Source organism: Streptomyces sp. NPDC006326 (genome assembly GCF_040612915.1).
In the GTDB taxonomy this organism is placed as follows: domain Bacteria; phylum Actinomycetota; class Actinomycetes; order Streptomycetales; family Streptomycetaceae; genus Streptomyces.
Genome location: NZ_JBEXRC010000004.1, coordinates 37546 through 61535, shown reverse-complemented (window position 1 = coordinate 61535; position 23990 = coordinate 37546). Strand labels below are relative to the sequence as shown.

Genomic DNA, 23990 nt, shown 5'->3' with positions numbered 1-23990 from the left:
GGGAACGGCCCAACCGGGTCGGGCGCCCGTTCAGGAAGCGGCCGTGCAGGCGAAGGCCGCCTCGCGGAAGGCGGTGCGCAGGGGGCCCGGGGGGCGGGTGGTCGGCAGCAGGAGCGCCCAGCGGCGCAGGCGGGGCGAGACCCAGACGCGGGAGGAGTCGCCGTGGTACCAGACGCCCTGCGGGGCGGGGTGCCACAGGAGGCCGCGGGCGGGCGTGAGTTCGCCGGTGCGGATGCGCAGGGACTCGGCGGTCCAGGCGCGGGTGACGGGGTGGTCGGCCGGGGAGAGGAGGTGGCTCAGGAAGCGCACGAGGTCGGCGAGGGGTGCGTGCAGGGCGGCGCCGGCGAAGCGGGTGCCGGTCATGCCGAGGGGGTGCCAGATCCGGGTGGCGGCGAGTTCGGCGAGGGGGGTGCCGCCGAGGTGTTCGGCGAGGCGGGTGAGGGCGGCGGTGTGGTCGGCGGGGCCGCCGGTACGGGTGAGCAGGTGGTGGGCGGTGGTGCCGGCGGCGCCGCAGGCGGCTTCGGCCCCGTAGGCGGTGAGGGGGGTGTGCAGGCGCAGGGTCTCCTCGGCGACGAGGCTGCCGATCACGGGCCACAGCGCGAGGACCGCGGTCAGCGCGCCGACGTCGAAGGGCATGGCCCCGTCCGTGCGGTTCCCCGGCCCGGCGCGGATCCCCTCCGGGCCCCCGACGGCCCATACCGCGCCGGGGTCCGCGGACCGCAGTACGGCCTCGATCCGGTCGGCCCGGCCGCTCTCCAGCGTCATGGTTCCCGACGCTAACCGCCTCGTGCCGCCCGCCGGGCCCACCCCGCCGCGCGCCGGGACCGGGGCCACTCGAATGCCCCGGCCCCGACGCTGCGGTCAGCGGGTCCGGTCAGGGGTCGGTCAGGTGGTCCGGTCGGGGCGGTCGGTCACCCGGAGGCTGTTCAGCAGCGGTTTGCCGAAGCCGGTGTGCGTCACGAAGCGGAGGTCGAGCGCCCCGTCCGTGACCGTGACCGTGTAGGTGCGGGTCAGCGCGGCGTACGTGCCCGTCTCGTAGGCGATGTCCAGGGAGGGCAGGACCTGTGCGCCCTCGGCCAGGACGTCGAAGACGCGCTTGTTCGGTTTGGTCGAGGACAGCTCCGCGAAGCCGAGCTCCACGGTGTACGTGCCGTTCGGGACGTTGTCGAAGCGGTAGGCGTACATGCCCTCGCGGGCGCTGCGGAACAGCCGCTGGTCGTCCGTGCCCGCGATCGTGCGGCCGGTGGACTCCACCGAGGAGCTGCCCTGGTAGCCGTAGGAGCCGGCGGTGTACTTCCGGTCCGCGGACCAGCCGTCGCCCAGGGTGTCCGTGGACGGGGAGGCGGAGCCCGCGTCGAGGGCGACCTGGTAGCGGGGGACCACGATCTTGACCGTCACCTTGAGCACCGGTGTCCGCCCGCTCGCCGAGGTGATCCTCAGATCGGCCGTCAGGACCGTGCCGGGGGTCAGGCCCGCCGCGTCCACGTTCAGCGTGAGCGCGCTCTTCCCGCCGGTGGGGAGGTTCCCCGTGCCGGGGGTGGCCGTCAGCCAGGCCGCGTCCTCGGACACCGTGAAGTCCGTGCCCAGGCCCGGGTTGGTGAGGTCGAGGGTGCGGGCGCGCTTCTGGTCCGCCGGGAGGACCACCTCCAGCGCGTTCCTGGACGCCGTGACCTTGCCCGTGCGCAGCGCCCGGTCGGCCACGGTGACGGCGGCCGGTGCGACGTCGACCGCCAGCTGCGCGGACTCGTACGAGGGGGCGGTCAGCGACACCGTGCGGGCGCCGGCCGGACTTTGGACGACGTAGCCGCCGTCCGCCGCCGTGGTCGCCGCCACGGCGGTGTCGCCCGTGCCGACCGTGACGGTGGCGCCCGCGACGCCCTTGCCGTCGTTCGCGTCGAGCACCCGGCCCGCGACCACTCCGCTCCTGGTGGTGCGGAAGGAGACGGTCAGCCCGTCGCTGAGGACGGCGGTGTTGAAGGAGTAGGCGAAGGCGTCCGTGCCGGTCGCGTTCTCCACGCCGATCGTGGCCGAGGAGCCGCCCTTGATGCCGGTCCCGCCCGTCCCCTTGTAGGCGTACGTCACCGTGCCGTCCTCGCCGATCGCCGCGGAGAACGAGAACGTGTCGCCCTGCGCCGACCAGTGGGCCACCGCGCGCCACTCGATGACGTACTGCCGGTGCGGGGCGGTGCCGGTGACGGCGGTGAAGACGCCCGAGCCGCTGCCGGGGGCGCCGACGACCAGGTCGTCCCAGAAGGGGTAGAGGGCCGCGTTCGGGGTGGCCGCGCTCGGCAGGGCGCCGTTGATGTCGCCGGTGTGGGCGCCGCCGAAGCTGACCGTGCCGTTCGTCCCGATCCAGGCCTGCCCGTAGGTCTTCCCGTACAGCGGCAGCGGGAAGGGCAGGTCGACGCGTTCGGTGGTGTTGTCGCCGGTCAGCGCGAGCTGCCGGTCCCCGGCGGGGTACGGGGCGGCGCCGGTGGCGGCGCAGGCGTAGCCGTACCCGTCGGTGCGCTCGGGCAGGGTGACGGCGACGGTGGCGTCGCCCGCGACGGTGACCTGGGCGCTGCCGCCGGTGAGGCAGCGGGAGGCGTGGGCCGCCCGTACTTCGTAGGCGCCGTGCGGCAGGGTGACCTCGAAGCGGCCCTGCGCGTCGGCGGTCGCGGTCACGGGTGTGCCGGTGACGGTGACGGTGGCGCCCGCGGCGGGTCCGGCGGCGGAGGATACGGTGCCGGTCACCTTTCCGGAGGGGGCCTGGGTGAGGGTGAAGTCGCCGGTGGCGGTGGCGTTCTCGCTCACCGTCGCGGCGGCCGTCTCCTGGCCGTAGCCGAATTTGGCGGCGGTCAGCGTGTACGCGCCCACCGAGAGGGAGCGGAAGGCGTAGCTGCCGTCGGCCGCGGTGGTCGTCGTACGGGAGATCGGTCCGGTGGCGGTGACCTGGGCGCCGGCGACGGGGGTTCCGCCGGAGCGGACCGTGCCGCCGAGCGCGCCGACCGCGCCGCGCGGGGCGCCCGACACGGCGGCGAGTGCGTCGAGCTTGCCCTCGCCGAAGACGTTGTTGTCGGCGGCGCTGCCGCCGCACTGGCCGTTGTCGGTGTCCTGGGCGGTGCCCCCCAGCAGGGCTTCGGTCTGCGCGACGTCGCCTTCGAGGGCGGGCGCGGCCGACCACAGGAGCGCCACGGTGGCGGCCGTGTGCGGGGAGGCCATGGAGGTGCCGGAGAAGGCCTCGTACCCGCCGCCGGGGACGGAGGAGCGGACGTTCACGCCGGGGGCGGCGATATTCGGCTTGACGATGCCGCCCGGGCCCGCCCCGCGGGAGGAGAAGGAGGCGATGGCGCCGTTGACGTCGAAGGCGCCGGAGCTGTAGGAGCTCGGGTAGTCGCCGGGCGAGCCGCTGGTGGCGCAGCCGGGGCCGGCGTTTCCGTTGGAGAAGGCCGGGAAGATCCCGGCGGCGCGCCAGGTGTCGACGACCTGCTGGTACCAGGTGTCGTGGGTGGAACTGCCCCAGGAGTTGTTCACGATGTGCGGGGCGAGGTCGGGGCGCGGGTTCTGCCCGGCCAGGTCGGTGGGGGCGACGATCCACTGGCCGGACGCGAGGAGGGAGGCCTCGGAGCAGGAGTTGGTCTCGCAGCCCTTGGCGGCGATCCACCGGGCGCCGGGCGCGACGCCCGTCTTGTTGGCGCCGCCGTCGTCGCCGACCATCGTGCCCATGGTGTGGGTGCCGTGGTCGTTGTTGTCGCAGGGGGCCGCGGCGGCGCAGACGCCGGCCGGGTCGAACCAGTTGTGGTTGTGGTCGTAGGACCCGTCGGCGTTCCTGCCCCGGTACTGGCGGCTCACGGCCGGGTGGGTGTAGTCGACGCCGCTGTCGATGTTGGCGACGACGATGCCCTCGCCGCGGACGCCGAACTGGTCCCATACCTGGGGGGCCTTGATCCGGTCGATGTTCCACTCGACGGCGTCGGCGCCGGTCTGCTCCCGCTTGCCCTCGGCGGGCTTGGGGAGTTCGACCTTGTCGTCGGCGTCGATCCGGGAGACCTCGGGGCGCTGGGCGAGGGTGCCGGCGAGCTTCTCGCTGCCGACGACGCGGACGGCGTTGACGATCCAGTACGAGGTGTACTCGGCGTTCGCCCCGTCCAGGGCCTTGATCAGACCGGCCTGGGTGCGTGCGGCGTGCTCCTTCTTGGTCCGCAGGACCGTTTCGGCCTTGGCGGCGCGGGTCTGCTGCCGGGCCGCCGCGCCGAGGTCGGCGGCGCTGTCGAGGTAGACCCAGAAGACGGCCTTGGCGGACGCGTCGAGCTGGGCTCGGAGTTTCGGCTCGATCTTGCGCTCGGCGGCGGTGGGGGCGGGGCCGGGCTCCGGCGCGGCCGCCGCCACACCCGCGCCGAGCGGCAGCAGCAGGGCCGTGGTGAGGGCGGCGAGCGCCGCGCGCAAGGGCCGTAAGGAGCGGGAGGGTCGTCGTCTGTTGCGTGCGGCCACGTGTGGTCTCCTCGTACGCCGGGTGCGGGGCATGTGCAGGGTGTGCGGACAGGACGTGCGTGACGTGCGCGGTCATGGTGAAGGAGTCGTCATGGGCACAACAAGAGGGCCAAATGAGCCGTAGTGCGCCGGCCCCGGGGTGGCCCTTCCGGGCCGGGCGGGCGAGCCTGAAGTCATGACCCGTCCCGTGCCCGGCGAGCCCGCCGTCCCGCTCGCGTCGGCCCGGGGGCGCTGGATCCTGCTGACCACCGTCCTCGGGTCGAGCATGGCGCTGCTGGACTCCACCGTGGTCAACGTGGCGCTCCCCCGGATCGGGCGGGACCTCGGCGCCGACATGGCCGCGCTCCAGTGGACGGTCAACGCCTATCTGGTCACCCTCGCCGGGCTGATCCTGGTCGGCGGGGCGCTCGGGGACCGGTTCGGGCGGCGCAGGGTCTTCGTGGTCGGGGTGGTGTGGTTCGCGGCCGGCTCCCTGCTGTGCGGGATCGCCCCGAACTCCGGGGTGCTGATCGCCGCACGGGCCCTGCAGGGCATCGGCGGCGCCCTGCTGACCCCCGGGTCGCTCGCACTGATCCAGGCCTCGATCCGGTCCGAGGACCGGGCGCGGGCCGTCGGCCTGTGGTCGGGGTTCGGCGGCGTGGGCGCGGCCGTGGGGCCGTTCCTCGGCGGCTGGCTGGTGGATGGGCCGGGCTGGCGGTGGGTGTTCCTGCTGAACGTGCCGCTGGCCGCGGTGTGCGTGCCCGTCGCCCTGCGGCACGTACCGGAGTCCCGCGACCCGCAGGCCCACGGGCGGTTCGACGTGGCCGGCGCCGCCTTGGGGGCCGCGGCTCTCGCCCTGCTGACCTACGCCCTGATCGAGGCCCGCTCCGCCACCGTGCCCGTGGTGTGCGCGGCGGTCGGCGGTGTCCTGCTGGCCGGGGTGTTCGTCCGGGTCGAGCGGCGCCGGGCCGATCCGATGATCCCGCCCTCCATCTTCGCCTCCCGCCTGTTCACCGCCGTCAACCTGGTCACCTTGTGCGTGTACGCGGCGCTCGGCGGCTTCTTCTTCCTCGTGGTGCTCCAGCTCCAGGTGGTCTCCGGGTACTCGGCGCTGGCCGCGGGCGCGGCCCTGCTGCCGACGACCGTCCTGATGCTGCTGCTGTCGGCCCGGTCCGGCGCCCTCGGGGAACGGATCGGGCCGCGGATCCCGCTCACGGTGGGGCCGCTGCTGTGCGCGGGCGGGATGCTGCTGACGCTGCGCGTCGGCCCGGGGGCCTCGTACGTACGGGACGTCCTGCCGGCCATGTCCGTGATGGGCATGGGCCTGGTGACGCTGGTGGCGCCCCTGACGGCGACCGTGCTGGCCTCGGTGGACCCGGGGCGGGCGGGGCTGGCGAGCGGCATCAACAACGCGGCCGCACGGGCCGCCGGCCTGCTGGCGGTGGCGGCGCTGCCGCTGCTGGCCGGGATGGGCCGCGACGCGTACCTCTCGGCCGACCTGTTCGACGACGCCTTCGGGTGGGCCATGGTCTGGTGCGCCGGAATCCTGGTGTTCGGCGCCGGCCTGGCCTGGGCCACGGTGCGCCGGCCCGCGCCCGGGGCGTGCCACCCGCAGTGCCACACGTACTGCGCGACGAACGCTCCGCCCTTGGAGCACCCGCAAGGGGCGGCGGGGGAAGACGCCGCGCCCCCGGGCGAACCCGGTCCCGGCGCGCGGTAGGCCGGCGGAGCAGCGCCATGTGCTGGAGCGCCACGGCCGATCTGGTGGCGGGTACGGCCGTCACCGCGCTCGGCGTCGTCTGCGTGGCGCGCGTACGCCGCCCCCGCGATCTGCCGCTCGCGGCCCTGCCGGTCCTGCTCGGGGTGCACCAGCTGGTGGAGGCCGCCGTGTGGCACGGGGGCGGCGGTCGGGGTGCGGCCACCACCGCCTGGGCGGTGATCGCCCTGCCGGTCCTGGCCGGGTGGGTGCCGCTCGGGGTGCTGCTCGCCTCCGGGCCGGGTGCTCCCCGCCGGCTGTGGGCCGTCGCCGCCGTCGGTCTCGCCACCGCGGCGGTGCTCGCGCACCGCCTCGCGAGCGGGACCGCGAGCGCCGAGATCCGGGGTCACACCGTCGGCTACGGCGTGAATGTTCCGTGGACGCCGCTGGTGCTCGCGGGCTACCTGGCCGCCACCCTGGGCGCGCTGCTGCTCGCCCGCGACCGGCGCCTGCGGCTCCTCGGCCGTGTGCTGGCCGTCGGGGCATTGGCCTGCTCAGCGCTGTGGCGGCTGGAATTCGCCTCCACGTGGTGCGCCTTCGCGGCGGTCGCGTCCCTGCTCGTACTGGGTTGGGTACGGCGTCCGCAGGGCCGTCCTCCTGTGACGTGACCGGCCGGAAGTTACCTAGACGTATGTAGTGACTTCACATGCGGGCAGCAGTAGAACTCGTTCCCATTCCGCCGAGAGTGAGGAACGTCACATGAGTGACAAAGCCCTGCACGAAAACGGCCCCAAGGGAATCTCCCGTCGTGGATTCATGGCAAGAACGAGTTCCATTGCCGGGGCCGCCGTGCTCGCCGGCACGGTCACGGCCGGCCCCGCGCGGGCGGCCACCGCCCCGGCGGCGGGCCCGATCGAGAACGGCGCGCGCGTACCCGCCCTGGTGATCGGCACCGGCTACGGCGGATCCGTCGCCGCACTCCGGCTCGCCCAGGCGGGCGTGGACGTGCACATGGTCGAGATGGGCATGGCCTGGGACACCCCCGGCTCCGACGGCAAGATCTTCTGCAACACCACCAGCCCGGACCAGCGGGCGTACTGGCTGCGGACCAGGACCAAGCAGCCGCTGAGCAACTTCCTCGGCTTCCCGATCGACAAGGACGTCCCGCGCTACACCGGGATCCTGGACGCGGAGGAGATGGGCGGCATCATCGTCTACCAGGGCCGCGGCGTCGGCGGCGGTTCCCTCGTCAACGGCGGGATGGCCGTCACTCCGAGACGGGCGAACTTCGCCGCCGTCCTGCCGACGGTGGACGCCGAGGAGATGTACGCCACCTACTATCCGCGCGCCAACGCCGGGCTCGGCGTGGGGCTCGTCGACCCGGCCTGGTTCGACACCGTCGACTGCTACCAGTTCGCCCGGGTCGGCCGCAAGCACGCGCAGCGCTCCGGCTTCCCGTTCGTCTTCGTCCCCGACGTGTACGACTGGGACTACATGAAGCAGGAGGCGGCCGGAGCGGTCCCCAAGTCCGCGGTGGCCGGAGAGATCCTCTACGGCAACAACCACGGCAAGAAGTCCCTCCAGAAGACCTACCTGGCCCAGGCCAGGGCCACCGGCCGGGTCACCATCTCCCCCCTGCACAAGGTCACTTCGGTCAGGCCCGCGGCGGCGGGCGGCTACACGGTCGTCATCGACCAGATCGACACCTCGGGGACCACCACGGCCACCAAGTCGGTGACCGCGGACAAGGTGTTCTTCGCCGCGGGCAGCGTCGGCACCAGCAAGCTGCTCGTACGGCTCAAGGCCACCGGCGCGCTGCCCGCCCTGAACGGCGAGATCGGCAAGGGCTGGGGCGACAACGGCAACGTCATGTGCGGGCGGGCCAACCACATGTGGGACCCGACGGGGAAGGTCCAGGCCTCGATCCCCTGCGGCGGCATCGACAACTGGGACGCGGGAGGCGCGTTCGCCGAGGTGGCACCGCTCCCGACCGGCATCGAGACGTACGCCTCCTTCTACCTGTCCATCACCAAGAACCCCCACCGGGCCGAGTTCACGTACAACGCGGCCTCGGGCGCCGTCGAGCTGAACTGGCAGACCGCGTGGAAGCAGCCCTCCATCGACATGGCGAAGACCATCTTCGACAAGATCAACGCGAAGGAGGGCACGATCTACCGCACCGACCTCTTCGGCACCAACAAGATCTGGGGCGACCACCTCACCTACCACCCGCTCGGCGGCGCCGTCCTCGGCAAGGCCACCGACAACCACGGCCGCCTGCACGGCTACAGCGGCCTCTACGTGATAGACGGCGCGCTGATCCCCGGGAACACCAGCGTGAACCCGTTCGTCACCATCACCGCACTCGCCGAACGCAATATCGAGAAGATCATCGCCACTGACCTGTAGCCGTGGCAGTGGCGCGGCGAACCGCACAGCAGCCGGGGCCGTCGGAACGCACCGACCGGCCCCGGAACCCTTGCCGCAGCGTCGCCGGCGATCCCGCTCAGTGGCTCGGCAGCACGCACACGCTGTCGAGGCCGAGCACGTGGTTCAGCCGGCCGAAGGCCAGCCACGAGCCGATGCTCATCGTCAGCTCCACGATCTCCAACTGGCTGTAGTGGGCGGTCATCCGGTCCCAGAACGCGTCGTCGAGGTTGTGGTGGTCGAGGGTGTAGCGCTCCGCGTACTCGGCGGCCAGCCGGGTCCGCTCGTCGAAGCGGTCCGTGGTGCGCCACTCGGTGACGGCGTCGGAGAACTCCTCCTCGACCTTCTCCCCGTCCCGCTCCGTGCGCCAGTCCAGGCAGAACACACAGCCGTTGATCTGCGCCACGCGCAGCCGTGCCGCCTCGAACTCGCGCAGCCCCAGGGTGGTGTGCGCGTAGACGGACAACGAGAAGTTCGCGGCGGCCATCCCGATCCCGGGGACCATGTCGCCCCACACGTACTCGATCGGGTGCTGCCCCTCGGGAATGTCGATCCTCATGACGGTTTCCTTCCGAGTTTGCCGATGGCGGGGCGCAGGGGCACGTCGAGGGCGTCGTACAGGCCCGGCGGGGCCTCCGCCAGCCAGTCGATGGCGCCGACGAGCCGGCCGACCGCGGTGGCGTTGCCGCCCGCGGAGCGGTTCTCGCCCTCGTCCACGGCCTCGACGGTGACCTCGATGTGCGGGCGACCCTCGATGATCACGCGGTGCGCGCCGTCGCCGCCGTCGGGCGGTGACGGCCAGTCGGGGGCGCAGGAGGCGTGGATGCGGGTGACGTGCTCGATGACGATGCGCGGCTCGCCCCCGACGATGCCCTGCACCTCGAAGCGGATCGCGCCCTGGGTCCCGGCCTCGAAGACGCCCATGGTGCGGGTGTGCACGGTGGTGTCGAGCGCGCGGCGCTCCACCGTCTCGCGGATCTCGTCGAGTTCGGCGCCGAGGGCCCGGGCCATCATCCGGATCTGACCACCCCACACCATGGACGGGACGGACGGCAGGAGCATCATCGGTTCGTATTCCATGGGCTGCCCCATGCCGACGAGGAGGCGGACCGAGTCCGGCTGGTCGTAGGTGGAGTAGTCGAATATCTCCTGGCAGCGGATGGCGTCGACGGTGGTGCCCAGTCCGCTGAGCAGCAGCGGCAGTACGTCGTTGCCCCAGCCGGGGTCGACGCCGGAGGCGAACAGCGAGCCGCCGCCCTCGGCGACGGCGGCCGCGACCGGGTCGCGGAACTCCGGCGGGGCGTTGCGGTGGTCGTAGAGGGGGTACAGCGCGGGACTGACGACGACCGCCCCGGCCCGGACCGCCCGGGTGATGTCGGCGAGGGCCGCGTCGGGGCGGACGTCCCCGGACGCCGCGTACACGACGGCCCGCGGGCGCGCGCTCAGCACCGCTTCGGCGTCGTCGGTGGCCAGGACCCCCACATCGTGGTCGAGTTGGCCGAGTCGGCCCGCATCACGGCCGACCTTGTCCGGATCGTGCACGATGACGCCGGTCAGTTCCAGCGCCGGATGGGCGGCTACGGCACGGATGGCCAGACGGCCGACGTTGCCGGTACCCCAGACAACCGTGGGAATCATGCGCGGAGGGTAGCGACAGGACCTGCAGGTTCCTAGAGCCGCGGGGTGAAACTTCCCCCGCCCGCGTCACTGGTTCCGGGCGCCGAGGACGAACAGCAGGTACACGAAGAAGGCGAAGAGGTGGCCGACGAACAAGTACGCGATCAGCCGGATCACCAGGCCGCGGGGGAACTTGGACTGCATGTGCACGGAAGAACTCCTTGGCTGTCAGGGGCGGGCGGCCGGGCCGGTGCCGGTGCCGGTGCCGCCGCCGAGGCAGAGACCGGCGAGACCGGCCTGCAGCAGCGTGTGGACGAACAGCAGGTCGGCCCCGGCCGCGGTGGCCGCGCCGATCCGGTGGGGGGTGAGTGAGTCGAAATGGGCGCTGTCCCCGGGCTCCAGCAGGTATTCGCTCTCTCCCAGGTGCAGCCGCAGCCGCCCCTTGAGCACGTAGAGCCACTCCTCACCGGGATGGACGCGGACCAGCTCGCCCTGGGGGCGGCCGTGGGGCACGTGCACCCGCAGGGCCTGCATGCCGCGGCCGGAACCGCCGGCCTGCCAGTACGTCCAGCCGCCGGCCTCCCGGGCGCCCGGACCGCCGGCCCGTACGACGGGGTCGGCGACGGCGGGGGTCTCGCCGAGCAGCTCGGAGACCGTCGTACCGTAGGTGCGGGCGAGCCCGAGCAGCAGCGGCAGCGACGGCTGGCGCCGGCCGGTCTCCAGACGGGACAGGTGGGCGGGCGAGAGCCGGGCCCGCGCGGCGGCGGCCTCCAGGGTGAGTCCGGCGCGGCGGCGCAGTTCGCGCAGTTGGGGGGCCACGGCGGGCAGCTCGTCGGGGACGCCGTCGGGCTCGGCCGGGGCGTCGGGACCCTCGGGACCGGGGTCAGGACCGGGTGTCATACCCCGATTCAGCCAGAGTCTTGCCTGCCAGGCAACCCATCTTGCCTCTGAGGCAAACTATCCGGGATCGGACGGGCCGCCGCCCTGGCCCAGCACCGTCTCCACCGTGTCCGCTTCGGCCGCGCTCTTGTCCGGGCGGTGGCGCAGCACGCGGGCGAAGCGCAGCGCGACTCCGGCCGGGTAGCGCGGGGAGCGCTGGAGCCCGTCGTAGGCGATCTCCACGACCAGTTCGGGCCGCACCCGCACGGTGAAGCCGTCGTCCTCCACCGCGAGCTCCCCCAGCCGTTCGGTCTGCCAGCGCAGCATCTCGTCGGTGAGCCCCTTGAAGGTCTTGCCGAGCATGGCGAAGGTGCCGTCCGCGGCGCGCGCTCCGAGGTGCAGGTTCGACAGCAGCCCGGTGCGCCGGCCGTGGCCGCGTTCGACGGCGAGCACCACCAGGTCCAGGGTGTGCACCGGTTTGACCTTGAGCCAGTTCCTGCCGCGCCGGCCGGCCGCGTACACCGAGTCGAGCGCCTTGACCATGACCCCCTCGTGGCCGCGGCGCAGGCTCTCGGCGAGGAACTCCTCGGCTTCGGCCTCCTGCGCCGCCGGGTCCTCGACCGCCAGCCGGCGGACCCGCGCGGACTGCGGCACGAGCGCGGCGAGTTCCGCGTACCGTTCGCGCAGGGGCAGGTCGAGGACCGCTCCCTCGCCGACGGCCAGCACGTCGAAGAAGTACGCGGCGGCAGGCAGGACCTGCCGGGCGGCGGCGACGTCGAGGCGGGAGCCGACCCGGCTCGCGATCTCCTGGAAGGGCACCGGCCGGCCGTCCGGCGTGTGGCCGATCACCTCGCCGTCGAGGATGAACCGCTCCCCCGCGAACGTCCGCGCCAGTTCCGCCACCTCCGGCAGGCGGTCGGTGATCTCGTCCAGGGAGCGGGTGTAGACCCGTACGTCGTCCCCGTCCCGGTGCACCTGGACCCGGATCCCGTCGAGCTTCTCCTCCACGGCGCAGGGGCCGAGCGCGGCCAGGCCCGCGGCGACCGACCGGGCGGTGTTCGCCAGCATGGGCTGCACGGGCTGCCCGACCCGCAGGGTGATCCCGCGCAGTGCCTCCGCGCCCCGGGCCAGCACCGCCGCCGCCACCCGGGGCAGCGAGCCGTCCAGCATCACGGCCCGGCGCAGTCCGGTGGCGGGTACTCCGGCTGCCGCGGCCACCGCCTCCAGGGCGACCGCGTCCAGCGCACCCTGGCGTACCTCCCCCGAGAGCAGGCTGCGCAGGAACCGCTGTTCGGGCGCGGTGGCGGCGGCGAACAGGGCGTCCACGATCCGCTGCCGGGCGGCCTGGGCGCCTGCCCCCGCGACGGCCGCGAGTTCGGTCACCGCCGCGTCGACGTCCCGGACGCCGAGGGTGGGCTGCCCGGCGGGTTCGACGTCCCGGCTGAGCGTGCGCCAGCCGATGCCGGGACGGCCCTGCGGGAGGCGCCCTGAGAGGTACGCGATCACGAGCCCGGCCTCGTCGGGCGGCGCGGCGGCGAAGAGCTCGGCGAGCAGGGCGGTCTTGCGGGAGCGGGCGGAGGTCTCGGCGACCTCCCGGGACACGCGTGCGACCTCGGCCAACAGCATGCCGCCATCCTCCCGCCGCCCGGCGCCGGGCGCAGGTCGGGCGGACGGGTCCGGGGACGGGTCCGGGCGGATACCGCAGGCGCGGTACGGCGGCGCCGCCGGAGTAGTCCTGGAGGAGGTGCCCGGGTCCCCCTGGAGGCGCTCAGGAGGCGGGGACCCGGCGTTTAGGGTTCCCGTATGAAGCTCCGACTGCTCCGACTGCCGAAGCCCGGCCCGCCCCGGCGGCACCGGACCCGCCTGCTCGCGGGCGCCGCCGCGCTGGCCGTGGTCGCCGGGGCCGGGACGTGGACGGCCGCCGGGGCCGCGGACGGCCCCGCCGTGCACCGCCGGGACCAGGTCCTCCCGATGCCCGGCGCGGGGATCGACACCTCGTACTTCACCTCGGGCTCCGCAGGAGGGCGCAATCGTCCCGCCGTACTCCTCGGGCACGGGTTCGGCGGCAGCAAGGACGACGTCCGCGCACAGGCGGAGCGGCTGGCCCGGGACGGGTACGCCGTGCTGACCTGGTCGGCGCGCGGCTTCGGCCGTTCGGGCGGTCAGATCGGGCTGAACGACCCGGAGTACGAGGTCAAGGACGTCTCCCGGCTCGTCGACTGGCTCGCGGACCGCCCCGAGGTACGGCTCGACGCGGAGGGCGACCCGCGCGTCGGGGTGGCCGGCGCCTCGTACGGCGGGGCGGCCTCGCTGCTCGCCGCCGGATACGACCGGCGGGTGGACGCCATCGCCCCGCAGATCACGTACTGGAACCTCGCGGACTCCCTCTTCCCGCAGGGCGTCTTCAAGAAGCTGTGGTCCGGCCTCTTCTTCACCACCGGTTCGGCGGCCATGGCGGCGCCGGACGCCGGGTCGGCCGGGGCGCCGCCCCGGGCACCGGCGGCCCCGGGCTGCGGCCGCTTCCAGCCCGAGCTGTGCGCCATGTACGAGCGGGTCGCGGCGGCCGGGAAGCCCGACGCCGAGGCCCGGGCCCTGCTGGAGCGGCGCAGCCCCTCGGCGGTGGCGGAGCAGATCAAGGTGCCGACCCTCGTCGTCCAGGGCCAGGACGACTCGCTCTTCCCGCTGGACCAGGCCGACGCCATGGCGAAGGCCGTCGCGGCGAACGGCGCCCCGGTCTCGGTGGACTGGGCGTCGGGCGGCCACGACGGCGGCCTGCGCGAGTCCGCCCGCATCGAGCGGCGGGTTGCGGCCTGGTTCGACCGCTACCTCAAGGGTGACGAGGGCGCCGGCACCGGCCCGGCCTTCCGCGTCTCGCGCTCCGGCGGCATCGACTCCACCGACGGGGCGGTCCGGCTGCGCGGCGCGAGCGGCGACGCCTATCCCGGTCTGACGGCCGGCCCCCGGGAGTTCGCCCTGACCGGCCGGGAGCAGAGCTTCGCGAACCCGGCGGGCGGCGCTCCGCCCGCGATGTCCTCGCTGCCCGGGATCGGCGGGCAGCTCGCCGCCTTCGGGGCGGGGCTCTCGCTGGACTTCCCCGGGCAGCACGCCCGGTTCGAGTCGGAGCCGCTGACCGGGGAGGTACGGATCACGGGGACCCCGACCGTCACCCTGAAGGTGGGCTCGACGGCCGCGGACGGCTCGGCCGTCCTGTTCGGCAAGGTGTACGACGTGGGGCCGGACGGGCGCCAGGCGGTACTGCCGAGCCAACTGGTCGCCCCGGTACGGGTGGAGAACGCCGGGCAGGGCACGACGGTGCGGCTGCGGCTGCCCGCCGTCGACCACGCGGTGGAGGCCGGGCACCGGCTGCGGCTCGTCGTCGCCGCCACCGACCTCGGCTACGCGACCCCGGCCGCTCCGGCCACCTACACGGTGGCGGTACAGGGCCCGCTCGCCGTTCCGGTGGCCGAGGGGGTGCGGACGGCCCCCGCGGGGCTGCCCGCGTGGACCTGGTGGCTGCCGCTCGGCGCGGCGGCGCTCGCCGCGGCGCTGCTGGGCCTGCGGCGGACGGGCCGCAAGGACGCGGGGCCGCGGGGGCGGGGACCACAGCCCGACCCGGCTCTGGCCGGCGTACCGCTGGAGATCACGGGACTGACGAAGCGTTACGCGAGGGCCCAGGACCGGTACGCGGTGCGGGACCTCTCGTTCCGGGTGGAACGGGGGCAGGTGCTCGGGCTGCTCGGGCCGAACGGCGCGGGGAAGACGACCACCCTGCGGATGCTGATGGGGCTGATCTCACCGGACGCCGGGGAGATCCGGGTGTTCGGGCACCCGGTGCGGGCGGGGGCGCCGGTGCTGTCGCGGGTCGGGGCGTTCGTCGAGGGGGCCGGTTTCCTGCCGCACCTGTCGGGCCGGGCCAATCTGGAGCTCTACTGGCAGGCGACCGGCCGCCCGGCCGAGGACGCGCACCTGGCGGAGGCCCTGGAGATCGCCGGGCTCGGCGACGCGCTGGAGCGCGCGGTGCGCACGTACTCGCAGGGCATGCGCCAGCGGCTCGCGATCGCGCAGGCCATGCTCGGCCTGCCGGACCTGCTGATCCTCGACGAGCCGACGAACGGTCTGGACCCGCCGCAGATCCGTGAGATGCGGGACGTGATGATCCGGTACGCGGCCGGCGGCCGGACCGTGATCGTCTCCAGCCACCTGCTGTCGGAGGTGGAACAGTCCTGTACGCACCTGGTGGTCATGGACCGGGGGCGGCTGGTGCAGGCCGGCGAGGTCGCCGAGATCACGGGCGGCGGGGACACCCTGCTCGTGTCGCTGGCCGGACCGGTGGACGAGGGCGTCGTCGGCAAGGTGGCGGCCCTGGAGGGGGTCGCCTCCGTCGCGGCCGCCGATGACGGGCTGCTCGTACGGCTGGACGGTGCCACGCCGGCCGGGCTGATCGCCGAACTCGTGCGGCTGGAGGTGCCGGTGGCGGCGGTGGGGCCGCACCGGCGGCTGGAGGACGCGTTCCTGACCCTGATCGGAGGTGCGGCATGACGGCCCTGGACACGGCTCCCGGGTACCGGCCCGGCGCCACCCTGCCGCTGCGCGTGGAGGCGCGGCGGCAGTGGCGCAGGCGGCGGACGCTGGTCATGGGCGGGGTGCTCGCCGCGCTCCCGTTCGTGATGGTCATCGCGTTCGCGGTGGGCGGCGGCCAGGACGGCGGCCGGGGCGGCGGGGACGGCCGGATCACCCTCATCGACACGGCGACGGCCTCGGGGGCGAACTTCGCCGCCACCTGCCTGTTCGTGTCGGCCGGCTTCCTGCTGGTGGTGCCGGTGGCGCTGTTCTGCGGGGACACGGTCGCCTCCGAGGCGAGCTGGTCCTCGCTGCGCTACCTGCTCGCCTCTCCCGTGCCCCGGGCGCGGCTGCTGTGGAGCAAGCTGGTGGTGGCGCTCGGCTTCAGCCTGGCGGCGATGGTGCTGCTGCCGGTGGTGGCGCTGGCGGCGGGGACGGCGGCGTACGGGTGGGGGCCGCTGAAACTCCCGGCCGGCGGCGCGCTTCCGGCCGGGGAGGCCCTGCCGCGGCTCGCGCTGGTGGTGGCGTTCGTCTTCGTATCGCAGCTGGTGACGGCCGGGCTGGCGTTCTGGCTCTCCACGCGGACGGACGCGCCGCTGGGCGCGGTGGGCGGGGCGGTCGGCCTGACGATCGTCGGCAACGTGCTGGACGCGGTGACCGCGCTCGGGTCCTGGCGGGAGTTCCTGCCCGCGCACTGGCAGTTCGCCTGGGCGGACGCTCTGCAGCCGCAGCTGGAGTGGGCCGGGATGGTCAAGGGCGCGGCGGTGTCGGTGTCGTACGCGCTGGTGCTGTTCGCACTCGCGTTCCGGGGCTTCTCCCGCAAGGACATCGTGTCCTGACCCGCCCCGCCGGCCGCAGGCCCGGGCGTCGGCCGTCCGTGGCAATGGGGTCCCCCTAGTCGTGCGCCTGCCGTCCGATCGCCCGGGCACGCCGGACAATCGCGGTCGTCACGACGTACGGACGCGCCGGCGCGGCACCGAGGGGCACCAGCGATGGACAGAGCAGGACTTCCGGCCCGCAGGGCCGTGCTGACGGGCGGCCTCGCGGCCACCGCCGCCGCCCTCTCGGGATGTTCGTCCCCGAGGACCGCGAAGGTGGCGACCGCGGCTCCCCCGCCGCGGCCCGCCACACCCCGGGCCGCGTTCACCCGGCTGATGGACGGCAACGGGCGCTGGGTGAGCGGCGACCTCGAACACCCCGACCGGGATCCCGAGCGGCGGGAACTGGTCGCCGAGGCGCAGGACCCCTTCGGGGTGGTGCTCTCGTGCATCGACTCCCGGGTGGCGCCCGAGCTCATCTTCGACACCGGGCTCGGGGACCTGTACGTCCTGCGCACGGGCGGGCAGGTGGTCGGCCCGGTGGTGACCGGCTCCGTCGAGTACGGGCCCATGACCGGCGGCACCCCGCTGGTCGTGGTGCTCGGACACCAGCGCTGCGGGGCCATCGAGGCCGCGTACAAGGCGCTGAAGGGCGGCACGACGTTGCCCGGCAACCTGCAGGCCATCGCAAAGGCGCTGGTGCCCGCCTACGAGCTGACGGCCGAGAACCCGGGCGCCGACCCCGTCGACACCATGATCCACCACCAGGTCAAGGTGACCGCGGACGATCTGCGGGCCAATGCCGACCTGGGGCCCCTCGTGAAGAAGGGCGCCCTGGCCGTCGTCGGTGCCTACTACTCGCTGGACACGGGCAAGGTGGAGGTCCTCACGGGTTCGCCCGCCTGAGCGTTCAGCTCCGAGGGGCGTTCAGCTCGGACGCGCACCCGGCCCCGCCGAGCGCTCAGCCCCGCGCCTGCGCGATCACGTCGATCTCCGCCAGCAGTTCCGGCTCCAGCGGCCGGCCGGCGACGGCGGCGTTGGCCCGTACCTGCTCGGCGGAGGTGGCGCCCGCGATCACCGAGGCGCACCCGGGCTGGGCCAGGAGCCAGCCGATGGCGAGTTCGAGGACGGTGCGGCCGTGCCGGCCGGCGAGGGCGGCCAGCGCTTCGACGGTGTCGAGCCGCTCCTCGGTGAGGTACGCGGGGCGTCCTTCGAGGCGGGAGCCGGGCGGGACCGGCGCTCCCCGGCGGATCTTGCCGGTCAGCAGGCCGTTGGCGAGGGGGAAGTACGGCAGCACGCCGACCCCGTAGTGCCGGGCGGCCGGGAGCAGCTCCGCCTCCGCCGAGCGCTCCAGCAGCGACCATTCGTTCTGGGCCGAGACGAAGGGGGCGGCGCCGGTCTCCCGGGCGACGTGCGCGGCCTCGGCGAGCTGCCAGGCGCTGAAGTTGGAGTGCCCGATGTAGCGGACCTTGCCCTCGGCGACGAGCTCGGTGAGCGCGGCCAGGGTCTCGGCCACCGGGGTGGCGGGATCGGGGCTGTGCAGCTGGTAGAGGTCGATGTGATCGGTGTCCAGGCGGCGCAGGGACTCCTCCACGGCGCGCCGGATGTAGGCGCGCCCGCCCCGGGAGCCGGCCGCGGGCCCGTACTCCATGTCCATGCCCGCGAAACCGAACTTGGTGGCGAGGACCACCTGGTCGCGGCGGCCCTTGAGGGCCTGGCCGAGGTGCCGCTCGGAGCCGCCGCGACCGCCGTAGATGTCGGCGGTGTCGAACAGGGTGACCCCCGCGTCGAGGGCGGCGTCGACGACGGCGCGGGTGGCCCGGGCGTCGAGGCGGCCGCCGAAGTTGTTGCAGCCGAGACCGACGGCGGAGACCCGGAGTCCTGAACGGCCCAGGGGGAGATGGTGCATGCCGGGGGTGCCCTCCACACTCGTCCGGACCACGGCGGGCGCCCGGATCACGATGAACCGGGCGCCGGTCTAGGCACCGCTCCGCCTCCGTTCACAGGATCCGGGCCGCGCCGGCGGAGGGTGCGGCCGCCGTGATCCGCGGTGGCCCGTACCCCGCGCGGGCGAAGGCCTCCGTCACCGCCCGCGTCACCACCGGCTCGGCCTCCGCGTCGACGAGGGCCAGTGCGGAGCCGCCGAAACCTCCGCCGGTCATCCGCGCCCCGTACGCGCCCGCCGCGTTCGCGGTGGCCACCGCGAGGTCGAGCTCCGGGCAGGAGACCGCGTAGTCCTCGCGGAGCGAGCGGTGTCCCTCGGTCAGCAGCGGTCCCGTCTCGCGCAGCCGCCCGGCCCGCAGCAACTCCTCGACCCGCACGACGCGTTCGTTCTCGGTGACGACGTGCCGGACCCGGCTGCGGGCGACGGGGTCCGGCAGGCGGGCGAGCGCCTGCTCCAGCTCACCGTAGGGGAGGTCGCGCAGCGCGGGCAGGCCCAGGGCGGCGGCCGCCCCGTGGCAGGAGGCACGGCGCTCGGCATACGCCCCGTCGGCCAGGTCGTGCTTGACCCGGGTGTCGATCACCAGCAGGCGCAGCCCCGCGGCCGCGCAGTCGAAGGGAATGTGGTCCTGCCGGAGACTGCGGGTGTCCAGGTGGAGGGCGTGGCCGTCGGTGGCGCACGCCGAGGCCATCTGGTCCATCACCCCGCACGGCACGCCGACGTAGGCGTTCTCGGCGCGGCGGGCCAGCGCGGCCAGTTCGGGGCGGCCGAGCGGGATCCCGTACAGGTCGGTGAGGGCCAGGGCGGTGGCCACCTCCAGGGCGGCGGAGGAGGACAGCCCGGCGCCCGTCGGCACCTCGGACCGTACGTGCAGGTCGGCGCCGCCGACCGGAAGGCCGGCCTCCCGCAGGGCCCACAGGACGCCGGCCGGGTACGCGGCCCAGCTGTCGGAGCCCTTCGGCGGGTGCGCGGGGTCGAGCCGGGCGGGGTCGAGGGTCACCACGCCGGACGGGGTGTCGGCGGAGTGGAGCCTGAGCATCCCGTCGGTGCGCCGGGCGGCGGCCGCCTCGGTGCGCTGCGGGAGGGCGAAGGGCAGGGCGAAGCCGTCGTTGTAGTCGGTGTGCTCGCCGATCAGGTTGACCCGGCCGGGCGCCGCCCAGACCCCTTCGGGCGGGTACCCATACAGCTCCCTGAACCCCTGGGCCGTCCCGCTCACCGGCTCGCCACCTCCCGCAGCCGCGCGGCCGCGTCCTCGGGCCGCACGTCGTTCATGTAGGCCTCCATCCCGGATTCGGTCCCCGCCAGGTACTTGAGCTTGTCGGCGGTGCGGCGGACGGTGAAGAGCTCCAGGTGGAGCGCGAAGTCGGCCCGGCCCTCGCCCGTGGTCGGCGCCTGGTGCCAGGCGGAGACGTACGGGGTGGGGTCGGGCCGCCCGAAGAGCCGGTCGAAGCGGCGCAGCAGTTCCAGGTAGACGCGGGGGAACTCGGCGCGGGCCGGGCCGTCCAGGGCGGTCAGGTCGGCCGCCCGGCGGTGCGGGTAGAGGTGCACCTCGTACGGCCAGCGCGCGGCGTAGGGCACGAAGGCGGTCCAGTGCTCGGCTTCGAGGACGACGCGGGTGCCCTCGGCCCGCTCGGCGGCGAGCACCTCGTCGAAGAGGTTGCCGCCGGTGGCCGCGCGGTGGGCGGCGACGGTGGCGAGCATGCGGGTGGTGCGCGGGGTGACGAAGGGGAAGGCGTAGATCTGGCCGTGCGGGTGGCTGAGGGTGACCCCGATCTCGGCGCCCCGGTTCTCGAAGCAGTAGACCTGCCGGACGCCCGCGCGGGCGGAGAGTTCGGCGGTGCGGTCGGTCCAGGCGGCCAGCACCAGCGCGGCGCGCTCCTCGTCGAGCTCGGCGAAGGAGGTCCGGTGGTCGGGAGTGAAGCAGATGACCTCGCAGCGGCCGGTGTCCCCTGCGAGGGAGGGGAAGCGGTTCTCGAAGACGACGACCTCGTAGTCGGGCGCCGGGACCTCGCCCGACCGGCCCTCGGTCGAGGGGCAGAGCGGGCAGGCGTCGGCCGGCGGCAGGTGGGTGCGGCCCTGGCGGTGGGAGGCGATGACCACGGCGTCGCCGAGCAGGGGGTCGCGGCGCACCTCGGAGGCGGTGGCGCAGGCTTCGAGGGGGCGGGTGTCGGGGACGGCGCGGGCCGCTCCGTCGTCGGTGTCGTAGTAGAGGATCTCGCGGCCGTCGGCCAGGCGGGTGCTCGTTCGCTTCACGGGGAGAGCTTCTCTCACCGGAGCGGCCCGGGTCACTGGCGGGTGTGGACGCCGGGCGGGGCGGTCGGCCCGCCCCCGGGCGTCGCGGGGGCCCGGCCGGCGCTACCTTGACGGAGGACCTGGGCTTCACCAGGGCGGCCGGCCCTTCCACGCAGGGGCCCACAGGTGCCGGAGACGCAAGGGGCGGGGCGCATGGAACGTGAAGACGGCCGGGTATGGCGGCTGGAACGACGGTGGGGGCAGGAAGACGGGCGGGAGCTCGTGGGCGAGATCGCGATCGAGGGGTTCGACTTCCCGTGGTTGAGCGGTCGTTTCACCCCGCAGCCGGCTTTCGCGGTGTTCAAGCCCTGGTTCGACGAGGCCCGCGCCGTACTCGCGCAGGAGGACTTCGAGCGGTTCGACGAGGTCCACGATTCGATCGCCCGGCGGCTCACCCTGGTCTCTCCGACCGGTCCGGTCGCAGAGTTCCTGCTGCACATCGACGGCGACGAGGCACGGTTCCGGTGGAGCGACACCCCGTTCGAGCCCTGACGGCGCCTCGTTCACCGGCTTCGGCACCGGCCGCCGGCCGTCCTGGGCCTGCCGCTTAGGGTGAGGAGGCACCTCGTACGTGTCGCCGGGCGGTCCTGGCCCGGCCCGGTTCCCCCAGGAGTCATCCATGGCGCGCTCGCTCGACGGCCTCGTCTTCGTCCCGGTCGCCGACCAGGCGCCGGGCCAGGTCGGCCGGGAGACCCGGTTCGTGTACCACGAGCAGGAGGACCGGATCTGGGCCGAGTACTCCGGCGGGGACGTGGTCAGGGGCCACCTGGTCGGAACCCGCTCGGGCGACGGGCTCGACTTCCGCTACGTCCAGCTCCGACGCGACGGCACCACCGCCTCCGGGCACTGCACCTCGCTGGTGAGGGAACTCCCCGACGGCCGGCTCCGCCTGGAGGAGACGTGGACGTGGGAGTCCCAGGAGGGCAGCGGCACCAGCGTCGTCGAGCAGCCTTCGGACTGAGGCCGCGGACCCGCAGCGGATCCGGGCCGCCCCGCGGGCGCAGCCGGGCCGACCCCGCCCCCGCAAGCGGTTTCCGGCGGGCGCCCCTGCCACCGGCCGGTTCCGGCCAATCGCCTCCCCCGCGCTGCGGCCGGACCCCGACCCGCCCCGTCGGCACACCGGCGCCCCCACCCCCGCCAGGTCGGCCGGATCGCGCTGCTCCACCCTCCGGGCTGCTGTGTACTCACTGCTCCGCTCCCCCGGCGCACCCGCCCCCCGCCTCCGCACCCGGAGGCTGGGGTTTCCTCGCCATGCCGTCGTCCGAGGGAGCGGAGCGACTTCCCTCACCGACGAGTTGGAGGAGGAACACCGTGGCCCGGAAACAAGCCGAGGAACCGAAAGCCGCTGTCCTGCCCGCGCCCCCGGAGTTCACGTACACCTGGGGACAGCACAACAAGTCCATGGAGCAGCTCTCGCTGGCCGACATGGCCCGCCGGGTGCCGGCCGCGCTCGCCCAGACCGCCCGGCTGGCCTGGGCGGTGAACCGGACCGCGTTCGTCTGGCTCGTCTGCGCCCAGGTGCTCGGCGGCATCTGCACGGCCGCCGCTCTCACGGCCGTCTCCCGGGCCATGGGCCCGCTGCTCGCCGACGGCACCGTCGAAGAGCGCGTCACGGGCGCCGCCTGGCCGCTCGCCGCCGCAGCGGCGATGGCGGCCCTGGGGGCGCTGGCCTCCCTCGCTTCGGGGAGTGCCGCCCGGCGCCTGAACCCGGGTATGTCGACCATCGCCGACCTGGCGATGGTCGACGCCCACATGGACGTCGAGCTGTCCGCCTACGACGCCCCCGACTTCACCGAGCGCTCGGAGGCCGCCGAAACCGGATCCGCCCGCTCCGCGATGCTGCTGCAGGACGCGCTCGGCCTCACCGGCGGCCTGATCGACATGGTCGCCGTCGCGTCGGTCCTGTCCGTCGTCCACCCCGTGCTGCTGCCCCTGCTCCTGCTGTCGGTCATCCCCCGCGGCCTGGGCTCAGTCTTCGCCGCCCGCCTCGACTACCGTCTCCACAACGAGACGATCGCCTCCCGCAACATCCGCCACATGATGCGCTGGCACCTCACCACCCCCAAGCTCGCGGACGAGCTGCGCGGCAACAGCATGCGCCCGTACGCCCACCACTGGTACGCCGCCGTCTGCGCACGCATCGACTCCACCATGGTGGGCTCCGCTCCCCGCTACCTGGCCGTCCACCTCACCGCCGCGGTCGTCTCCGGCCTCTTCACCGTCCTGACGTGGGCCTGTCTCGGCGCCCTCGTGATCGGCGGTTACCTGGCACTCGGCGCCGCCGGCACCGCCATCGTCGCCATGCGCACCTCCACCGCCGCGCTGTCGCAGCTCGTGGTGTACGGCGCCGCCATGTTCCAGCACGCCCTCTACCTCGGCGACTACGCCACCTTCATCCGCCAGGCCGCCGAGCAGTCCGGGCCGCGCGGCCCGCAGGAGCTGGAGGCCCCGGGCAAGATCCGCCTTGAGGCGGCCACGTACACCTACCCGGGCAAGGACGACCCCGCGCTCGGTCCGGTCGACCTCACCCTCCACCGCGGCGAGGTCGTCGCCCTCGTCGGCGAGAACGGCGCGGGCAAGTCCACCTTCATCCGCCTCCTGACCAGCCTCACCACTCCCACCACCGGCACGGTCACCTGGGACGGCGTGCCGACCTCCGACGCCGACCAGCGCTCCGCGTGGCGGCACGTCGGCCTGGTCACCCAGTCCTACGGGTGGTGGCCCTTCTCGGCCCGCGAGAACGTCACGCTCGGGCAGTCCGACCCCCGCGGCGAGGACGCCGTCTGGGACGCCCTCGCCGCCGTCGGCCTGAAGGACGCCGTCGCCGCCTTCCCGCAGGGCCTGGACACGCTGCTGGCCCGCTCCCTGTGGGGCGGCCACGAGCCCTCCGGCGGCCAGTGGCAGCGGATCGCCTGCGCGCGGGCCTTCCACCGCAAGCCCGGCCTGCTGGTCATGGACGAGCCGACGTCCGCCATGGACCCGCGCGGCGAGCACATGGTCTTCTCCGGGCTGCGCGCCATGAAGGACGACCGCATCACGGTGATCGTCACCCACCGCATGGAGAACTGCCGCCTGGCCGACCGCGTCATCGTCCTCGACGCCGGCCGGATCGCCGAACAGGGCACCTACGAGGAACTCGTCCGCCGGGGCGGCCCCTTCGCCGAACTGGTCCGCCTCTCCCAGGACCGCTAGGCGGGGTCCGCCGCACGGCGCGGGCGCCGGCGCGCCCCGCCGTGCACCGGTCCGGCGGAGCCGGTGGGACGGCCTGCCCGAACCCGGCAGCGAGGGGGCCTGAAGGGTGACATAACGT

19 protein-coding genes are annotated in these 23990 nt (G+C 74.3%); 9 read left to right on the top strand and 10 right to left on the bottom strand.

The annotated features are described in order from the left end of the window. Window positions 1-30 precede the first annotated feature (30 nt). Together ABZ128_RS04685 and ABZ128_RS04680 are read right to left on the bottom strand one after the other, a co-directional pair. Window positions 31-765: a hypothetical protein gene (locus tag ABZ128_RS04685; protein WP_356846033.1), complete on the bottom strand. Its 735-nt coding sequence runs from the start codon at window positions 763-765 to the stop codon at window positions 31-33. 120 nt (window positions 766-885) lie between these two features. After that, window positions 886-4470 carry a S8 family serine peptidase gene (locus ABZ128_RS04680; RefSeq protein ID WP_356846032.1) on the bottom strand — a complete coding sequence of 1195 codons (3585 nt, stop codon included), beginning with the start codon at window positions 4468-4470 and terminating at the stop codon, window positions 886-888. Between the two features lie 175 nt (window positions 4471-4645). On the opposite strand from ABZ128_RS04680, the gene ABZ128_RS04675 reads away from it, so the two are divergent. The 3 genes from ABZ128_RS04675 (at window position 4646) to ABZ128_RS04665 (ending at window position 8554) form a co-directional block, all read left to right on the top strand. After that, a complete protein-coding gene (locus ABZ128_RS04675; protein ID WP_356846031.1) occupies window positions 4646-6169 on the top strand; it encodes an MFS transporter in 1524 nt (507 codons plus the stop codon). Between the two features lie 17 nt (window positions 6170-6186). Continuing rightward, the gene (locus tag ABZ128_RS04670; RefSeq protein WP_356846030.1) at window positions 6187-6813 is read left to right on the top strand and encodes a DUF6629 family protein; all 627 of its coding nucleotides are present in this window, start codon (window positions 6187-6189) and stop codon (window positions 6811-6813) included. Window positions 6814-6904: 91 nt separating this feature from the next. Then, window positions 6905-8554, top strand: coding sequence for a GMC oxidoreductase (locus tag ABZ128_RS04665; RefSeq protein WP_356846029.1), 1650 nt, complete (start codon window positions 6905-6907; stop codon window positions 8552-8554). 97 nt (window positions 8555-8651) lie between these two features. Here the strand turns inward: ABZ128_RS04665 and ABZ128_RS04660 are convergent, their stop codons facing one another. The 5 genes from ABZ128_RS04660 to ABZ128_RS04640 all read right to left on the bottom strand — a co-directional run bounded on the left by ABZ128_RS04660 (window position 8652) and on the right by ABZ128_RS04640 (window position 12694). Further along, on the bottom strand, window positions 8652-9131 hold the full coding sequence (locus ABZ128_RS04660; RefSeq protein ID WP_356846028.1) for a carboxymuconolactone decarboxylase family protein: 480 nt from the start codon (window positions 9129-9131) through the stop codon (window positions 8652-8654). Next, entirely contained in the window at window positions 9128-10210 is a 1083-nt protein-coding gene (locus ABZ128_RS04655) for a dihydrodipicolinate reductase (protein ID WP_356846027.1), read from the bottom strand. Before ABZ128_RS04655 ends, ABZ128_RS04660 begins: the two co-directional genes overlap by 4 nt. Before the next feature lie 66 nt (window positions 10211-10276). Further along, window positions 10277-10393 carry a DUF6126 family protein gene (locus ABZ128_RS04650; RefSeq protein ID WP_356846189.1) on the bottom strand — a complete coding sequence of 39 codons (117 nt, stop codon included), beginning with the start codon at window positions 10391-10393 and terminating at the stop codon, window positions 10277-10279. Window positions 10394-10417: 24 nt separating this feature from the next. Next, window positions 10418-11089, bottom strand: a complete 672-nt coding sequence (locus ABZ128_RS04645; protein ID WP_356846026.1) for an XRE family transcriptional regulator — start codon at window positions 11087-11089, stop codon at window positions 10418-10420. Between the two features lie 57 nt (window positions 11090-11146). Then, window positions 11147-12694, bottom strand: coding sequence for an ATP-dependent DNA ligase (locus tag ABZ128_RS04640; protein ID WP_356846025.1), 1548 nt, complete (start codon window positions 12692-12694; stop codon window positions 11147-11149). A gap of 177 nt (window positions 12695-12871) precedes the next feature. On the opposite strand from ABZ128_RS04640, the gene ABZ128_RS04635 reads away from it, so the two are divergent. From ABZ128_RS04635 to ABZ128_RS04625, 3 genes are all read left to right on the top strand, one after another. After that, window positions 12872-15607: an alpha/beta fold hydrolase gene (locus ABZ128_RS04635; RefSeq protein WP_356846024.1), complete on the top strand. Its 2736-nt coding sequence runs from the start codon at window positions 12872-12874 to the stop codon at window positions 15605-15607. Then, entirely contained in the window at window positions 15604-16467 is an 864-nt protein-coding gene (locus ABZ128_RS04630) for an ABC transporter permease subunit (protein ID WP_356846023.1), read from the top strand. Before ABZ128_RS04635 ends, ABZ128_RS04630 begins: the two co-directional genes overlap by 4 nt. 153 nt (window positions 16468-16620) lie before the next feature. After that, entirely contained in the window at window positions 16621-17352 is a 732-nt protein-coding gene (locus ABZ128_RS04625; RefSeq protein ID WP_356846022.1) for a carbonic anhydrase, read from the top strand. Between the two features lie 55 nt (window positions 17353-17407). On the opposite strand, the gene ABZ128_RS04620 is transcribed toward ABZ128_RS04625, so the two are convergent. The 3 genes from ABZ128_RS04620 to galT all read right to left on the bottom strand — a co-directional run bounded on the left by ABZ128_RS04620 (window position 17408) and on the right by galT (window position 20641). Then, window positions 17408-18355: an aldo/keto reductase gene (locus ABZ128_RS04620; RefSeq protein WP_356846021.1), complete on the bottom strand. Its 948-nt coding sequence runs from the start codon at window positions 18353-18355 to the stop codon at window positions 17408-17410. A 91-nt stretch (window positions 18356-18446) separates the two neighbouring features. After that, a complete protein-coding gene (gene galK, locus ABZ128_RS04615; protein ID WP_356846020.1) occupies window positions 18447-19604 on the bottom strand; it encodes a galactokinase in 1158 nt (385 codons plus the stop codon). Next, window positions 19601-20641, bottom strand: a complete 1041-nt coding sequence (galT, locus tag ABZ128_RS04610) for a galactose-1-phosphate uridylyltransferase (protein WP_356846019.1) — start codon at window positions 20639-20641, stop codon at window positions 19601-19603. Before galT ends, galK begins: the two co-directional genes overlap by 4 nt. Before the next feature lie 192 nt (window positions 20642-20833). Here galT and ABZ128_RS04605 point away from each other — a divergent pair, with 192 nt between their 5' ends. The 3 genes from ABZ128_RS04605 to ABZ128_RS04595 all read left to right on the top strand — a co-directional run bounded on the left by ABZ128_RS04605 (window position 20834) and on the right by ABZ128_RS04595 (window position 23872). Continuing rightward, a complete protein-coding gene (locus ABZ128_RS04605; protein WP_356846018.1) occupies window positions 20834-21172 on the top strand; it encodes a hypothetical protein in 339 nt (112 codons plus the stop codon). Window positions 21173-21299: 127 nt separating this feature from the next. Continuing rightward, complete coding sequence (locus tag ABZ128_RS04600; RefSeq protein ID WP_356846017.1) at window positions 21300-21641, top strand: hypothetical protein; 342 nt, start codon at window positions 21300-21302, stop codon at window positions 21639-21641. A 350-nt stretch (window positions 21642-21991) separates the two neighbouring features. Next, a complete protein-coding gene (locus ABZ128_RS04595) occupies window positions 21992-23872 on the top strand; it encodes an ABC transporter ATP-binding protein (RefSeq protein ID WP_356846016.1) in 1881 nt (626 codons plus the stop codon). Window positions 23873-23990: the final 118 nt, after the last annotated feature.

Coding starts and splice junctions, on each gene's coding strand:
- ABZ128_RS04635 (WP_356846024.1), top strand. CDS start 12,872: ATGAAGCTCCGACTGCTCCGACTGCCGAAGCCCGGCCCGCCCCGGCGG.
- ABZ128_RS04655 (WP_356846027.1), bottom strand. CDS start 10,210: ATGATTCCCACGGTTGTCTGGGGTACCGGCAACGTCGGCCGTCTGGCC.
- ABZ128_RS04630 (WP_356846023.1), top strand. CDS start 15,604: ATGACGGCCCTGGACACGGCTCCCGGGTACCGGCCCGGCGCCACCCTG.
- ABZ128_RS04670 (WP_356846030.1), top strand. CDS start 6,187: ATGTGCTGGAGCGCCACGGCCGATCTGGTGGCGGGTACGGCCGTCACC.
- ABZ128_RS04685 (WP_356846033.1), bottom strand. CDS start 765: ATGACGCTGGAGAGCGGCCGGGCCGACCGGATCGAGGCCGTACTGCGG.
- ABZ128_RS04660 (WP_356846028.1), bottom strand. CDS start 9,131: ATGAGGATCGACATTCCCGAGGGGCAGCACCCGATCGAGTACGTGTGG.
- ABZ128_RS04665 (WP_356846029.1), top strand. CDS start 6,905: ATGAGTGACAAAGCCCTGCACGAAAACGGCCCCAAGGGAATCTCCCGT.
- ABZ128_RS04605 (WP_356846018.1), top strand. CDS start 20,834: ATGGAACGTGAAGACGGCCGGGTATGGCGGCTGGAACGACGGTGGGGG.
- ABZ128_RS04645 (WP_356846026.1), bottom strand. CDS start 11,089: ATGACACCCGGTCCTGACCCCGGTCCCGAGGGTCCCGACGCCCCGGCC.
- ABZ128_RS04600 (WP_356846017.1), top strand. CDS start 21,300: ATGGCGCGCTCGCTCGACGGCCTCGTCTTCGTCCCGGTCGCCGACCAG.
- ABZ128_RS04625 (WP_356846022.1), top strand. CDS start 16,621: ATGGACAGAGCAGGACTTCCGGCCCGCAGGGCCGTGCTGACGGGCGGC.
- ABZ128_RS04640 (WP_356846025.1), bottom strand. CDS start 12,694: ATGCTGTTGGCCGAGGTCGCACGCGTGTCCCGGGAGGTCGCCGAGACC.
- ABZ128_RS04675 (WP_356846031.1), top strand. CDS start 4,646: ATGACCCGTCCCGTGCCCGGCGAGCCCGCCGTCCCGCTCGCGTCGGCC.
- ABZ128_RS04650 (WP_356846189.1), bottom strand. CDS start 10,393: ATGCAGTCCAAGTTCCCCCGCGGCCTGGTGATCCGGCTGATCGCGTAC.
- ABZ128_RS04620 (WP_356846021.1), bottom strand. CDS start 18,355: ATGCACCATCTCCCCCTGGGCCGTTCAGGACTCCGGGTCTCCGCCGTC.